The 15,144-nt window shown below is 72.5% G+C and carries 8 protein-coding genes; 5 read left to right on the top strand and 3 right to left on the bottom strand.

Features of this window, described 5'->3' with window-relative positions:
* The first annotated feature begins 153 nt into the window (after nt 1-153).
* From ACH4TL_RS11005 to ACH4TL_RS11025, 5 genes are read left to right on the top strand one after another with little or no spacing between them, the layout of a single operon-like run.
* A complete protein-coding gene (locus ACH4TL_RS11005) occupies nt 154-1,329 on the top strand; it encodes an ABC transporter ATP-binding protein (protein ID WP_398326302.1) in 1,176 nt (391 codons plus the stop codon).
* An 11-nt stretch (nt 1,330-1,340) separates the two neighbouring features.
* Entirely contained in the window at nt 1,341-2,717 is a 1,377-nt protein-coding gene (locus ACH4TL_RS11010) for an ABC transporter substrate-binding protein (protein WP_398326305.1), read from the top strand.
* Nucleotides 2,718-3,578 (top strand): metallophosphoesterase, encoded by an 861-nt coding sequence (locus ACH4TL_RS11015; protein ID WP_398326308.1) that lies wholly within the window; start codon nt 2,718-2,720, stop codon nt 3,576-3,578.
* Between the two features lie 5 nt (nt 3,579-3,583).
* Nucleotides 3,584-4,528, top strand: a complete 945-nt coding sequence (locus tag ACH4TL_RS11020; RefSeq protein WP_398326311.1) for a carbohydrate ABC transporter permease — start codon at nt 3,584-3,586, stop codon at nt 4,526-4,528.
* A gap of 27 nt (nt 4,529-4,555) precedes the next feature.
* Nucleotides 4,556-5,386, top strand: a complete 831-nt coding sequence (locus ACH4TL_RS11025) for a carbohydrate ABC transporter permease (protein ID WP_398326315.1) — start codon at nt 4,556-4,558, stop codon at nt 5,384-5,386.
* 65 nt (nt 5,387-5,451) lie between these two features.
* On the opposite strand, the gene ACH4TL_RS11030 is transcribed toward ACH4TL_RS11025, so the two are convergent.
* From ACH4TL_RS11030 to ACH4TL_RS11040, 3 genes are read right to left on the bottom strand one after another with little or no spacing between them, the layout of a single operon-like run.
* Nucleotides 5,452-7,023, bottom strand: a complete 1,572-nt coding sequence (locus ACH4TL_RS11030; RefSeq protein ID WP_398326318.1) for a PfaD family polyunsaturated fatty acid/polyketide biosynthesis protein — start codon at nt 7,021-7,023, stop codon at nt 5,452-5,454.
* Nucleotides 7,017-9,014: a beta-hydroxydecanoyl-ACP dehydratase gene (locus ACH4TL_RS11035; protein ID WP_398326321.1), complete on the bottom strand. Its 1,998-nt coding sequence runs from the start codon at nt 9,012-9,014 to the stop codon at nt 7,017-7,019. The genes ACH4TL_RS11030 and ACH4TL_RS11035 overlap by 7 nt, the downstream gene beginning before the upstream one ends.
* Nucleotides 9,011-15,103, bottom strand: a complete 6,093-nt coding sequence (locus ACH4TL_RS11040) for an SDR family NAD(P)-dependent oxidoreductase (RefSeq protein WP_398326324.1) — start codon at nt 15,101-15,103, stop codon at nt 9,011-9,013. The genes ACH4TL_RS11035 and ACH4TL_RS11040 overlap by 4 nt, the downstream gene beginning before the upstream one ends.
* Nucleotides 15,104-15,144: the final 41 nt, after the last annotated feature.

Below are 15,144 nucleotides of genomic sequence, written 5' to 3' on the forward strand. Positions count from 1 at the left end.
CCCCTTTCTTGTCAATTCCCTTCTCCACTCGGCTGATCGAAGAAATCAATCACCGCCCGACGAGCGCATATCGTCAGGACTGGTTTACCTCGAATCCATCTGCGGCTGTTTTGGTTCTCCCGCACCATAACCCGGCGGGAAAGGAATTGACTCGTGAGCCGATTGGGCATCGAAGGCGTGACCAAAAGCTTCGGCCGGGCCGTCGCCGTCGACGGGGTCAGCCTGGATGTCGGGCACGGCGAGTTCCTGGTCCTGCTCGGGCCGAGCGGCTGCGGCAAGTCGACCCTGCTGCGGATGATCGCTGGGCTCACCCCGCTGACCGCGGGCCGCATCCGCCTTGACGACACCGACATCACCCACAGCCCGCCGCGCGACCGCGACCTCGCCATGGTCTTCCAGAGCTACGCCCTCTACCCGCATCTGAGCGTCGAGCGGAACATCGGCTTCCCGCTGCGCGCCCGCCGCCGGTCCCGGCCCGAGATCCGCGGCCGGGTCGCGGAGGTCGCCGAAGTGCTCGACCTCGCCGCGCTGCTGGACCGCCGCCCCCGCGAGCTGTCCGGCGGCCAGCGCCAGCGCGTCGCTCTCGGCCGGGCGCTGGTGCGCGACCCCGGCGCGTTCCTGATGGACGAGCCCCTGTCCAACCTCGACGCCAAGCTGCGGTCCTCCACCCGCGCCGAACTCACGAGCCTGCACCGCAGGCTCGGCTCCACCTTTGTGTACGTCACCCACGACCAGGTCGAGGCCATGACCATGGCGACCCGGATCGCCCTGCTGAACGCGGGCCGCCTGGAGCAGGTGGGCACCCCGGCCGAGGTCTACGACGAGCCCGCCTCGGTGTTCGTCGCGGGCTTCCTCGGCGCGCCGCCGATGAACCTGATGGACGCCCAGGTCGTCAGCCGCGACGGCGAACTGCGGGCGGTGGCCCAGCACATCGACGTCCCCCTGGGCATCGCCGCCGACCTGCCCCCGCGCGATGTGGTGCTGGGGGTACGCCCCGAACACCTCACCCCGTCCGGAACGCCGATGCTGCGCGCCCGGGTGCGGGCGGTGGAGAACCTGGGCAGCGACGAGGTCGCCCACTGCACCGTCGGCTCCGCCGAAGTGAGCTTGCGCGGTCCGCGCCCGCTGGGCGTCTCCACCGGCGACGCGCTGGGGCTCGGCGTGGCGCCGCACCATGTCCACCTCTTCGACCGGGCCGGCGGCCGCAGGCTGACCTGGAACCCCGATCCGGTCTCCGCCCCGGAATCCGACTCCTTCGCCGCGTCCCCCGCGCCGAATTCCCCGTCCCCCGCTCCCTCCCCGTACCAGCACGCCCAGACGCTTCACTAGGAGCATTTCCCGTGAGCACCTCTCGTTCCCGTTTCGGCGCCGCCCTCGGCACCGCCGTGATCCTGTTCGGCGCCTCCGCTTGTGGCGGGCTCGGCGCCGCCGAGGACAAGAAATCCGGTTCCTCTCCGGTGCCCGAACTCGCAGCCGACCAGAAGGTCTCGATCACTTTCGAGAGCTATAACTTCGGCCAGGCGGGCCCGTGGACGGACACGTTCACCGCACTTATCAAGAAATTCGAACAGGCCCACCCGAATATCAAGGTGACCGCACAGAAGCCGCAGGGGAACAGCCCCAACCCGGCCGCCGACGCCGTCTCCAGCGTCCAGAACGAGACCGCCTCCGGAAACCCGCCGGACGTCGCCCAGCTCGGCTTCGGCGACCTGGACTACGCCGTCAACGGCCTCGGGGCGCAGCCGCTGGACGACCTGGTGGGCAAGGCCGAGGTGCGGAAGAACTTCGGTGGCGCCCACCCGTACGCCACCCGCGCCCAGGCGCTCGGCGACTGGTCCGGCAAGACCTATGGCGTCCCGTTCGTGTTCTCCACCCCGGTCCTCTACTACAACGCCTCGCTGTTCAAGAAGGCCGGTCTCGACCCCGCCAAGCCGCCCAGGACCTGGGACGAGGTGGCCAAGGACGCACTCGCCATCAAGAAGAAGACCGGCAAGGACGGCCACTACAGCGACTGCCTGACCAAGATCGCCACCGACTGGTGCTTCCAGTCCATGGTCCGCTCCAACGGCGGGCGGGTCATCTCGCAGGACCGCTCCGCGCTGACCTTCGACCAGCCCCCGGCCGTCGAGGCCGTCAAGAACGCCCAGGCCATGGTGAAGTCCGGGGCCACCCCCAAGCTCAACCAGGAGCAGGCGTACACCGAGTTCGCCCGCGGCGACATGGGAATGATCCTGGAGACCAGCGCGGTCCAGGGGCTCTTCATGAAGGGCTCCAAGGACAAGTGGGACCTGCGGGCCACCACCTCGCCCGGCTTCACCGGCAAGCCCGTCGTCCCCACCAATTCCGGCTCCGCGCTGTTCGTCTACGCCAAGGACAAGGCCAAGCAGCGCGCCGCCTGGGACCTGATCAAGTTCCTCACCAGCGACCAGGCGTACACCATGATCTCCAGCAAGATCGGCTACCTGCCGCTGCGCACCGGACTGGTCGACGACCCCAAGGGCCTCAAGACCTGGGCCCAGCAGAACCCGCTGATCAAGCCCAACCTGGACCAGCTGGCCCGCATGGAGCCGTGGCAGTCCTTCCCCGGCAAGAACTACATCCAGGCGCGCAACGAGATGCTGGACGCGGTCGAGAAGGCCGTCTACCAGGGCGCCGACCCCAAGTCCACGCTCGCGGGCGCCCGCAAGCAGGCGTCCAAGCTGCTCCCGGCCAAGTAGATGACTACACCCGAGCTGACCCTCGTGCAGTTCAGCGACACCCACATCCTTCCCGAGGGTGAGCTGATGCACGGGCTGGTCGACACGCTCGCCAACCTGGAGGCCGCCATCGAGCTGGTGGCGGCCTCCGGGGCCCGGGTGTCCGCGCTGCTGCTGACCGGCGACCTGACGGACAGCGGCGCCGCCGAGGCGTACCGTCGGCTGCGCGGGGTGATCGCCCCGTTCGCGGAGCGCATCGGCGCCGAGGTGGTGTACGTACCGGGCAACCACGACGAACGCACCGCGTTCCGCACCGAGTTGCTCGACGGAGAGCAGTCCGCCGACCGGGTGCACTGGGTCGGGGGCCTGCGGATCGTGGTGCTGGACAGCAGCGTGCCCGGACGCCACGACGGCCATCTGTACGACGCCCAGCTGGGCTGGCTGGCGGAGGAACTGGCCCGCCCCGCGCCCCAGGGCACCGTGCTGGTGCTGCACCACCCGCCGCTGCCGTCCCCGGTGCCCACCGTGCACCTGCTGCGGCTGCGCGGCGCCGAGCGGCTGGGCGCCGTGGTCGCCGGAAGCGATGTGCGGCTGATCGTCACCGGGCACGCCCATCACACCAGCTCCGGTGTGCTGGGCGCCGTCCCGGTGTGGGTGTCGCCCGCGCTGGCGTACCGGGTGGACGCGATGTCCCCCAGCGGCAGGCTGCGCGGCACGGAGGGTGCCGGATTCAGCCGGATCGACCTCATCGACGGAAACCTGGTGACCACCGCCGTGCCCGTCGAGCCGGGGCCCGCCGTGTACGACAGCCAGCGCGACGCGATGGTGCGCTTCGTCCAGGAGCTGACCCCCGAAACCGACCCGCCCGAGACGACGGAGTGACAGAGATGTTCATGGAGGTTTCCGCGCCGCCCCGGCCGTTGGACACGGCCCCCAGGGCGGCGCGGCCCTCGTTGCCGCGCGCGATCCGGCGCGCGGCGCCGCCGTATCTGTATCTCGCCCCGGCCCTGATCCTGCTGGGCATCTGGGTGTACCGGCCGCTGGCGCAGACCGCCCAGCTGTCGTTCTACTCCTGGAACCTGCTGCCCACCACGCCCATGGAGCCGGTCGGGCTCGACAACTACCGTCGGATGATGGACTCCCCGGAGCTCGGCGACGCGCTGTGGCGCACCCTTGAGGTGATCCTCGGCCTGCTGCCGTTCTCCATCGTCATCCCGGTGGTCGTCGGGCTGCTCACCCGGCGGCTCGGCGGCCGCTCCCGGGCGGTCTACCAGGCGCTGGTGTTCTCGCCCATGCTGGTCGCCCCGGTGGCCGGTGCCGCGGTGTGGGGATGGCTGCTCGATCCGCGCGGCGGCGTGGTCGACCGGGCCACTGGCACCTCGGTGAACTGGCTCCAGGAGAGCGGCTACGCCCAGATCGCGATCATCCTGATCACCGGCTGGCATGTGCTCGGCTTCGCCGTGCTCGTGGTGGCCGCCGCGCTGTCCGGCATCAACGGCGACTACGCGGACGCGGCCGCCCTCGACGGCGCGTCCCGTGGGCAGATCACCCGCTGGATCACCCTGCCGCTGCTCTCCCCGACGCTGGTCTTCCTGATGCTGATGACCGTGCTGCTGTCCGCGCAGTGGACGTTTCCGCTGATCGACTCGCTCACCCAGGGCGGCCCTGCCGACTCCACCACCAACGTCTACTACCTGCTGTGGGACTACGGCTTCCGCAGCTACGACGCGGGCATGGGCGCGGCGGCCGGGATGCTGCTCTTCGTCGGTTTCGGGCTGGTGGCCGCCGCGCTGGTGTGGCTGTCCGAACGCCTGGCCTTCCACGACAACTGATTTACGTCACTGAGGAGTTCACTCACCGTGTCCGAACAGGCCGTCGGTGACCGCGGCCGCCTGCGCACCGTGCGCGCCCATGGGGTGCTCGCGGTGCTCAGCGCGCTCTGCGTGTTCCCGATCTACTGGCTGTACGCCACGTCCCTGCGCCGCCCCGGCGACGCCTACTCGCTGTCCCCGCTGCCCTGGCCGCTGTCGGTGCAGAGCTATACGGATGCGGCCCGCAAGGTCGACGTGGCGCATCTGCTGTTCAACACCCTGGCGATGGCCGGGCTCATCGCCGTCGGCCAGCTGCTCACCGGGCTGCTCGCCGCGTACGCCTTCGCCGCGTGGAACTTCCCGCTGAAGCGGCTGCTGTACATCGCGTTCGTCGGCACCTGGCTGGTGCCCTTCCAGGTCACCATGCTGCCCAACTATGTGCTGCTGATGCAGCTCGGGCTGCTCAACACCCTGATGGGCGTCGTCGTCCCGACCCTCTGCTCGGCGCTCGGTGTGCTGCTGCTCCGCCAGCATCTGGAGAGCTTTCCCCGGGAGCTGCTGGAGGCATCCGCGATGGACGGGCGGTCCTCCTGGACGACGCTGTGGACCGTCGTGGTGCCCAATATGCGCTCGGCGCTGTCGGCGCTCGCCGTCGTGCTGTTCGTCAACGCGTGGAACGAGTACTTCTGGCCCGCCATGGTGATGCAGCGCAGCAACGCCGTCCTCCAGCTGGGGCTGCGCAGCTTCATGGGCACCGAGGGCACCGACTGGGGGCCGCTGATGGCAGTCTCGGGGCTCGCCTGCCTGCCGGTGTTCGCGCTGTATCTGGTGCTCCAGCGCAACATCGTCAACGCGTTCGTCCGCTCCGGGATCAAGTAGTACGACGACGCGGAACGGGCCGGGACTTCGAGGTACGAAGTCCCGGCCCGTTCCGCGTGGTGTGCTCAGCCCGTCAGCGGCACCGGCAGGTACGTGGCGCACTGCGCGGGCAGCCGCACCCCGGCCAGCCGCAGCTGGCCCGCCCGGGAGGCGAAGGCCGCGCCGCGCATCAGGTGCGTGGCCACCTCCGCGACGCGGCGGTGCGCGGGCGCCGCGAGATGGGTGCCCGCGACCCACTGGTTGAACGCGCCCATCGCCGGGCCGCACCAGATCTGGTAGTCCGCCGCCCGCTCGGGCACCCCGCGGATGCTCCACCCCGAGGACAGCCCCAGGTACCAGCGGAACACCAGCGCCATCCGGCGCTTGGGGTTGTCCCGCGCGCGCTCGATCTGTTCCGGGTCCCGCTCGGCGAAGAACCGGGTGCAGTCCTCCCACACGTCCTGAAGCGGGCGCTGGAAGACACGCTTCTCCAGTTCGGCCCGCTCGCCGTCCCCGAGGGATTCGAGCGAGTCGTGCGTCCGGTACACCTCGTACAGCCGCCGTGCCCGGCCGGGGAACATCGTGCCGCGCTGGAGCACCTGCACATCGACGCCCACCTCGAACATGTCGGCCGACGGAGCCATCACACAGTCCGCCACCCCGGCGGACGCCAGCAGCTCCTTCGCCCCGGGCGACTGGTCGCTCTCCACACACGCCTGGTTGACCGAGCCGGTGACGACATACGCGGCGCCCAGCGCGAACGCGGCCGCCGCGGCCGCCGGGGTGCCGATGCCGCCCGCCGCGCCGACCCGCACCGGGCGCGCGTACCCCAGCTCGCGCTGGATCCGGTCGCGCACCGCGATCAGCTCGGGCAGCAGCACCACCAGCGGGCGCCGGTCGGTGTGGCCACCGGAGTCCGCCTCGGCGGTGATGTCGTCCGCCATCGGCACCCGCCGCGCCAGCTCGGCCTGTTCGGCGCTGATGGCGCCGGACTCCACCAGGGAGCGCAGCATCGCCTCGGGCGCCGGGCGCAGGAAACGCTCCGCCACCTCCGCCCGGGACACCTTGGCGATGATCCGGTTGGCCACCGTGACCCGGCCCTCGGCGTCCCGGGACAGCCCGGCGGCCCGGTAGTGCACCACCTGCGGGGTGAGGTCCAGGAACGCCGACGCCTCGACGCAGCGCACCTGGTGGCGCAGGCACAGCTCCACCACGGCCCGCTCCATGGCGAGTTCGTTCGGGCTGTGGATCAGATTGACGGCGAACGGCGCGCCCGGTGCCTCGGCGGTGATGCGGCGGATCGCGGTGTCCACCTTGTCCGTCAGCACCCCGGCCGCGCCGAACGAGCCCAGGAAACCGGCCCGGGCCAGGGCGATCACCATGTCGGCCGACGCGATGCCATTGGCCATCGCCCCGCCGTGGTAGGCGTGGCCGACGCCATGGGCGGCGCGGAAGGCCGTGTCGCCGAGCGAGCCGGTCGGCAGGGACGGCACGGCGGCCAGCACCTGGGCCCGGCGGGCGAGCCGGGCGTCGGTGGTGACCCCGACGCCCAGCTCGTCGCGGACGACGAAACACGGACGGTCCAGCAGATTCAGCTCGCGGTAGATCGCCTCGGGCTCCCGGGCCACGCCCGCCGCCCGGTCGGTCGGTGTCACCACGGTGCGGCTCCCTGCTCGCGCAGTTCGATGGCGATGTCGGTGAGTTCGTAGATGCGCAGGCCCGGCTTCCACATGCTGGCGTCGCCGATGACCCGCAGCCGCCCGGACTTGTGCTGGATCTCCTTGATGTGCACCTCCAGCGTCGTGGAGCCGTCGGTGGGCAGGAACTGGCCCCGGTACTTCCAGGTGAACGGCACACCGACCGGCAGTACGAAGCCGGGGTCGCGCATGCCGTCGGCGAGGCCGGAGTCCAGCAGCCACTCCTGCATCGCCTGGAGGACGGTCTCGACGCCGAGCGAACCGGGGATCACCGGGTCGAGGTGGAAGTGGCGGACGAAGAACCAGTCGTCCGGGTCGATGGCCCGGGTCGAGTGCAGATAGCCCTTGCCGTACCGGCCACCGCCGTCCACCACGGTCAGCTCGTCGAGCAGCGCGAGCTTGTCGCGGGAGCACAGCGGAGCGGCCGGGTCGGCGCGCCGGGCGGCGACGTCGATGACACGGCCCTCGGCGGTGGGGTTCTCGTCCTGCCACGTGGGCACGTCGCGGCCCGCGTCGAGGCCGGTCTGGTTGCGCAGCGCCTCCTCGCTGAAGTAGCCGAACAGGGTCTCCCCGGAGTAGAAGGGCACCCCGTTCGCGGCGAGGGTGTACGTGAAGCTCTGGAGCGTGGAGCCGGGCATCGGCGTGGTGGACGTGAGCGCGGAATCCTGCCGGATGGTGGTGTCCCGCAGATCGACCTCGTGCAGCACGGTGGCCGTACCGCCGAGGTTGCGCAGGCACTGCGTCTCGTGGGGCCTGCTCAGGGTGGCGCCGAGGTGGTAGCCGATGAGCAGCGCCGACTGGAGGGAGGTCTCCATGTAGACGCAGTTGGGCATGGACGCGTTGGCGGTGTCCGAGTAGTACCAGGAGTCGGCGGGGGAGTCGTACTCGGTCTGGTACGTGGCGCTGTCGAGCCGTCCGCGCTCGCCCTGGATGTCGACGACCCGGTCGACGAGCAGCAGCCCGCCGGTGGGAATCCGGGTCGCCTTGATGCCGGTGTAGTGGGCGAACTCCGGGCCCAGCGCGAGGCCCTGGTCGCCCCGGGCCAGATGGGCGAGCTGGAACTCGCCGAGCAGGACCCGTTCGCCCCGCGCGCTCTTGCGGCCGAGCCACCGGGCGGGGAAGCCGCCGCGCTCGGGGCCGACCGGCACCCCGGGCTTCTCGTGGACGGCCACCTCGACCCCGGCCACCACGGCGCCGCCACTGCGGGCGCGCACCCGCAGCCCGGGCCGCGGCACCAGGTCGATCCACTCCACCTCGACATCGAGCCCGGTGGTGTCGGTGTCGGCATCGGTGTCGGTGGCCGGGTCCGGCTCGACGCGGGTGTGCTCCGGGGCGACGCGGACGAACCGTGCGTCGGCGAGGCACAGATGCACCCCGGTGAACAGCGCGAACACCTGGGCGGCCTGTACGGTCGCCTCGACCGGGTCGGCCCCCGGCACCGTACGCGCCACCACCCGGCCCTGTCCCTCGGCGCCGCCGCGCAGCTCCAGCGCGGTCACCTCGGACAGCACCACGTCGGCACCGTCCGCGAGGCGGACATCGGGGTTGCGGTCCTCCTGGTCGTAACCGGCGCCGAACACCCCGGCGATGTCGCCCACGGCCAGCCGCCGCAGCTCGGTGGCGCCCAGCCGGGTCACCACCGAGCGGGCCAGCGGCTTGAACGCGCCCTCTGCGGCCGCCGGGGCCGGACCGGCCGCCACGGCGGTCCGGCCCGGCAGGCCCAGCAGACGGCGCTGGAGCGCCGCCTGCGCACGGAGCGCGCCCGAGTGGGCGCTGACCAGGGCGGTGCGCAGCTCGACGAGGGTGGAGACGGGCTGCGGCGCCGCACCGGCGGCCGGAGCGGCCGGAGCGGGGGGTTCGGGCTGTGCGGCCGGTTCGGGTTGTGGGGCCGGGGGAGCGGTCCAGGCGACCGCGTCGAACGGCTCGCCCTCGAACTCCAGGACTTCGGTCATGACGCGGTCGTCTCCTCCTGGCCGGACGGCTGGTGCCACCGCCGTACCGACTCACGGAACTTGTCCGTCATGTCCGGAGTGGACACGACGGTGACATCGGCGAAGCGGCACAGCACCCGCCCGTCGGCCGTGGCCGCGGTGGCGGTCACCGTGACCCCGCCCGCCGACGGGCGCGCCTCATCCAGCACCAGGAGATACGGCTCGTCGTCGGGCAGCGGTGCGTACCACTCGGCCCGGCCGATGCCCAGCGGCAGACAGGCCCCGCCGAGCAGCTCCTTGCCCAGCACCGGCGGGCCCTGGAGCAGGACGTCCGCGAGGACCGGGCTGTGCAGCCGTCCGGCGTACGCGCCACCGGCCACGTCCGCGTCGGCGAGACGGCACAGCAGCACCATGCGTTCCGCCGAGCGGTCGAGCACCCGGCGCATGCCCTGGAGGCGCGGCGCGTGGAACTGGGTGGCCTCGCGGTAGATGTCGAGACCGTCCTCGGGCCTCTCGGTGACCGGCGGTACGTCGATCACGGGCGCCTCCGGCGGCTCGGGCGCGAGGAGGAGCGTACCGGCGTAGTGCGAGACCAGCGCCCCGGCGGCCGAGCGGCTGCGCACCGCGGCGCGGACGATCACCTCGTCCCCGTCGCCCGCCTCGGCTTCGGCCTGGACGCGGAAGTCCTCGTAGACCGTGCCGTCGAAGACGATGCCCTTGTGCACCTGGTAGTCCAGGGCGCGCACCACCCGCAGGCCCGGGTGGGCCCGTTCCGCGACGCCGACGAGCCAGCCGAGGCCGAACGTGGCGGGCAGCACGGCGTGTTCGCCGATCCGGTGGGCCTGGATCACCTCGTCGGCGTCGATGCCGGTGAGGTCCCGGTGGGCGGAGAAGGCCGGGGCCACGGCCGGCCGGCCGCCGCCGAGCGCGGTGTTCTCGCCGACCAGGACGCACACCTCGGTGGCGGGCGGCCCGGCGAACTCACCGACGAACGCCCGCGCGCCGACCCGGGGGTCGAGCAGCGGGATGCCACGGGCGGTGAACAGCTCCCGCAGCTCGGGGGTGACCATCCCGGCGTCCCAGGCGCCCCAGTCGATCGCGGTGACCCGCGCCTCGGGGTGGACGTGCCGCCATCCGGCCGCGAACCGGCACAGGGCCTCGTTCGCCGCCGCGTAGTCGGCCTGGCCCGGGTTGCCGAGCAGGCCCGCCACCGAGGTGAACAGCACCAGATGGCGCAGCGCGGTGCCGTCCAGCGCGTCCAGCACATGGCGCAGCCCGTCGAGCTTGGGGGCGAGCACCTTGGCGATCTGCTCGGGCGTCTTGTCCGGCAGCAGCGCGTCGGCGAGCACCCCGGCGCCGTGCACCACGCCCGTGATCCGGTCGCGGTGGGTTTCCAGCGCCGCGTGGACGGCGTCCCGGTCGGTGGTGTCGACGGCCACGTACTCCCCGCGGTCGCCCAGCGCGGCCAGCGTGGCGCGGATCTCCCGCTGGGCCAGCAGGGCGCCGTGTACCCGGCGCACCTCGCGCGGGGTGGGGCGGGTCCCGTCCGCCGCGAGACCGGCGATCACGGCGGGCTGGAGGCCGTCGTCGGCGACCCCGGCCGCCCACTGCGGCTCCGGCTCCAGTGCGGTGCGGCCGAGCAGCAGGAAGCGGGCGGGCGCGTGCTCGGCGAGCGCTCGGACGCACTCGGCGGTCACACCCCGGGCACCACCGGTGACCAGCAGCAGATCCGCGTCGGTCAGGGCGGTGGCGGGCAGGTCGCCGTCGAGGTCCACGGTGGTGACCCGCTGGGCCTCGCCGTGGCTGCCGGGCACTACGCCCCAGCGGGCGCCGTGCTCGTCGACGGCCACTTCGAGGGTGTCACGGGCCGCGTCCCGGATCTCGGTGAGCACCGCGGCGGTGAACTCCGCCGCGGACAGCGCCGGTTCGATGTCGAGCGCGCGGCAGAACAGCGCGGGCCGCTCGGCCGCCAGGGTCTTGACGACCCCGCCGACGCCGCCCACCAGGGACGCGACCGCGCCACGGCGGCCGTGCAGACCGAGGCCGCCGTCGAGTCGGGTGACGGTGACGAACCCGGCCCGGCCGCCGGCCGCATCGAGGGTGTCGGCGGCCCGTCCGGCGGTCAGGATCGTCTCGGTCAGCCGCCGCTCGGCGTCCGGCCAGTCGTCGGCGGCGTCCACCAGCGCCACGTACAGGTCGACGCGGCCGGTGTGCGCCGCCTCGTCCCGCGGTGTCGTCCGGCGGACCGTCCAGCCCTGGCCCTCCAGCGCGGTGGCGAGCGCGCCGCCGTCGGCGCCGCCCTCGTCCAGCAGGACCGCGACCGGCTCCGCCGGGTACGGCCGCTCGATCACGTCGACCGCGGGCAGCCCCACGAGGTCGACGGCCTGCCGGGGCGCGTTCGCCCCGGCGTCACGCCCTTTTGGGTCGACATCACCCTCTCCGGTGGCCAGGTAGTTGGCGATCTGATCGACGGTTCGCAACTCTCCGAGCTGTTCCAGCCGGATCTCCGGGAGGTCGGGCATCCGCTCCTGGATGGAGCCCAGCACCTGCACGCGCTTGATGGAGTCGACGCCGAGGTCGGCTTCGAGGTCCATGGTCGGGTCGATCATGTTCGCGGGGTAACCGGTCTTCTCCGCGATCACGTTGACGAGCACGGTGCGGACGTCGTCGTCGCCGGTGGCGGCGCCACCGTTCGCCGACGGCTCGGCGACGGGCGCGGGTGCGGGAGCCGGTGCGGGAGCGGCCACCGGGGCCGGTGCGGGCACGGGGGCGGGGGCGGGGGCCGCCACCGGAGCGGGGGCGGGTGCGGCGGCCGGGGCGGGCGCCGGGGCCGGGACGGCGAGTTCGGGCCGTACGGGCGCGCTGAGCAGCTCGGGGACGTCCCCGTCGGCCGTACCCGGGGTGAAGGACCGCGGGGTGGCGGCGAAGGCGCCGTTGGGGAAGCCCGCGTCCAGCTCCGCCAGGGTGGCCAGGATCTCGCTCGCCCGGGCGTGGGCGCGGCCGATGGCGACGCTCTGCTGCGCCACGGCGTTGATGGCCTCGGAGGTGTGCGGCTGCGCGGGCTGCCGCAGGGCGTCGGCGACCTGGTCGGCCACCTGCAACTGGCTCTCCAGATACTGGCTGTGCAGGGCGAGGTGTTGTTCCACTGGGCTGCGCACGGGGTCCTCCACGGGGGCGCTGATCTGCTGGGCGGAAGCGGGGGCGGGAACGGAAGCGGGTACGGGCGCGGGGGCGACGGGAACCGGAGCGGCCCCGGCCACCGGCTCCGGAGCGGGCAGCCGCACCTGGTAGCCGCTGTCCAGCGCCTCCTGGTACGCGGCGGCGCGCTCCTCGGGCACGTACTCGGGCGCCGACAGCGCGATGGTCATACCGCCGGACTCGGCGCGTTCGGGGGCCGGTTCGGCGTACCGGTTGACGCCGGAGAGCGGGACGCCGAGCACCGCGAGCCGCACGGCGGCCTGCTTCAGCGCGGTGTCGCTGTCGCCGAGCGGGCCGCTGTCGGTGGGGATGGCGTACACGTCGTCGCCGAGGGTGCGGCGCACCAGCTGGGTGAGCACCTGCTTGGGCCCGAACTCGACGAACACGGTGACCCCGGATTCGTGCATCGACCGCAGCGCGGCCACGAAGTCCACCGGCTCCAGCAGCTGACGCACCAGGGTCCGCGCGTTGGCGCCGGTGTCGGCCCCGTACGCGGCGCCGGGGGTGTTGGCGTGCACCGGCACGGCGGGCTCCCCGACCCGGGCGGTCTCGACCGCCGGGCGGAACGCGTCCACCGCGTGGCCGACATAGCGGGTGTGGAACGCCGCGGACACCGGCAGCAGCCGCGCGTTGATCTCCTGCTCGGCGCACACCTCGGTGAGCCGTTCGACGTCCTCGGTCGGGCCGCCGACGACCACCTGGTCGGGGGCGTTCAGGTTGCAGATCACCACGCCGGGGAAGTCCGCGAGGAGTTCGGTGACCCGCTCCTCACCGGCCTGCACGGCCGCCATGGTGCCGGTGTCCCCGTCGTCGGTGGGCGCCATGGCCGCGCCGCGCGCCCGGGCGAGGGTGAAGTAGTCCTCGTCGGACAGCGCACCGGCCGCCCACAGCGCGGTCAGCTCGCCGAAGCTGTGCCCGGCCAGCGCCGTGCAGGACAACCCGAGTTCGGTGAGGTAGCGGAACTGGCCGACCGACAGCGCGCCGATCGCGGGCTGCGCGTGCTCGGTGCGGCGCAGCGCGGCCTCCTGCTCCTGGCGCTGCTCCGGGTCGAACACCGGCGGCGGGAAGACGACCTTGCCGAGCCGGGTCTCCGCGCCGGAGAAGTGTCCGTTGGCCTCGTCGAAGGCGGCGGAGACGACGGGGACGTTCAGCGCCGCGTCCAGGCCCATGTCGAGGTACTGGCTGCCCTGGCCCGCGAACAGCGCGCCGACCTTGAGGTTCTCGGCGGCGCCGCGGCGGAAGTACACGCCGCGCGGATGCGTCCATTCCTCGGCATCCTGGTCGGCCGCCAGCTGCTGTACGGCGAGTTCGCGCAGGTCGGCGGCGGCCTCCTCGTCCGAGGCGGCGAAGCCGATCCGGGCGTGACCGGCCGGGATGTCGTCCGCGTCCGAGGCGGGCGCGCCGGACCGCAAGCGCTCCAGGAGGGCCGCCGGGTCCGGGGCATGCCACAGGTGTGCCTGCGCGGTGCGGTGGGTGACGCGCCGCTCGGCCGCCTCCGCCGCCCGCTCCTCCAGCACGATGTGGAAGTTGGTGCCGCCGAAGCCCATCGCGGACACTCCGGCCCGGCGCACGGGCCGCTGCGGGTCGAGGATCCACGGGCGGGTCTTGACGTTGACGTAGAAGGGCGCGTCGGCGAAGTCGACGGCGCTGTTCGGCTCGTCCACGTTGATGGTGCTCGGCAGCACCTTGTTGTGCAGCGCGAACGCGAGCTTCATCAGGCTGGCCGTACCGGCCGCGCCCTTGGTGTGGCCGATCTGCGACTTCACGCTGCCCAGCGCGGCGAAGTGCGGCTCGTCGGAGGCGTCGCGCAGCAGGTCGCCCAGGGCGCTCAGCTCGGTGCGGTCGCCGACGGACGTACCGGTGGCGTGCGCCTCGAACAGCTCGACGGAGGCGGGGGAGACCTCGGCGTCGGCGTACGCGCGGTCCAGGGCGATCCGCTGGCCCTCGGCGCGCGGCGCGTAGATGCTCTTGGAACGGCCGTCGCTGGAGGAGCCGATGCCGCGGATCACCGCGTAGATCCGGTTGCCGTCGCGCAGCGCGTCGTCCAGGCGGCGCAGGGCCACCATGCCGATGCCCTCGCCGAGCAGGGTGCCGTCCGCCGCGTCGGAGAACGGGCTGATGGTGTCCGTCTTCGACAGCGCCCCGACCTTGGAGAAGCACATGTAGATGAAGATGGTGTTCTCGGTGTCCACACCGCCGGTGAGCATCATGTCGGCGCGGCCGTCGACCAGCTCCGCCACCGCCAGCCGGATCGCGGACAGCGAGGCGGCGCAGGCGGCGTCGACCGTGGTGTTCATGCCGCCGAGGCCCAGCCGGTTGGCCACCCGGCCCGCGACCACGTTCGCCAGCAGACCGGGGAAGGAGTTCTCCTGCCAGGGCGCGAACGCCTTGACGTACTTCTCGGCGATCTCGGAGGCGTCCCTAGCGGTCAGCCCGCAGCTGCGCACCACCTCCTTGAGCACCGGGGTGGAGAGCCGGGCGGCCAGCGGGTGCATCAGCGGCACCGGGCCCGTGGTGCCCAGCACCACACCGGTGCGCGAGGCGTCGTACCAGCCGGACTCGGGGGCACCCGCGTCGAGCAGCAGATCGCGCGCCACGCCGAGGCTGAGGGTCTGCATGGTGCTGGTGACTTCGAGCTGGTTGGGCGGCAGCCCGAACTCCAGCGGGTTGAAGTCCACGTCGGGCAGGAACGCGCCGCGCCGCGAGTAGGTCTTGTCCGGTGCGTCCGGGTCGGCGTCGTAGTAGTCGTCCAGACGCCAGCGGGACTCGGGCACCTCCTGGGTGCAGTCGGTCCCGTCCACGACGTTCTGCCAGTACTCGCGGTGGTTGCGCGCCATCGGGAACAGCCCCGATGTGCCGACGATGGCGATCGGGGTGCGGGCCAGCCGGCGGTCGGCCAACTCCTCGCTCATGTCTTTCCTTCCGGGAAACTCACTGCCGGGAACTCATCAAG

It is taken from the genome of Streptomyces sp. NPDC021115 (genome assembly GCF_044333065.1).
Taxonomy (GTDB): domain Bacteria; phylum Actinomycetota; class Actinomycetes; order Streptomycetales; family Streptomycetaceae; genus Streptomyces.

Bases quoted from the DNA above. Each gene is read 5' to 3' on its own strand.
- ACH4TL_RS11040 (WP_398326324.1), bottom strand. From the start codon at position 15,103: ATGAGCGAGGAGTTGGCCGACCGCCGGCTGGCCCGCACCCCGATCGCC.
- ACH4TL_RS11035 (WP_398326321.1), bottom strand. From the start codon at position 9,014: ATGACCGAAGTCCTGGAGTTCGAGGGCGAGCCGTTCGACGCGGTCGCC.
- ACH4TL_RS11020 (WP_398326311.1), top strand. From the start codon at position 3,584: ATGTTCATGGAGGTTTCCGCGCCGCCCCGGCCGTTGGACACGGCCCCC.
- ACH4TL_RS11015 (WP_398326308.1), top strand. From the start codon at position 2,718: ATGACTACACCCGAGCTGACCCTCGTGCAGTTCAGCGACACCCACATC.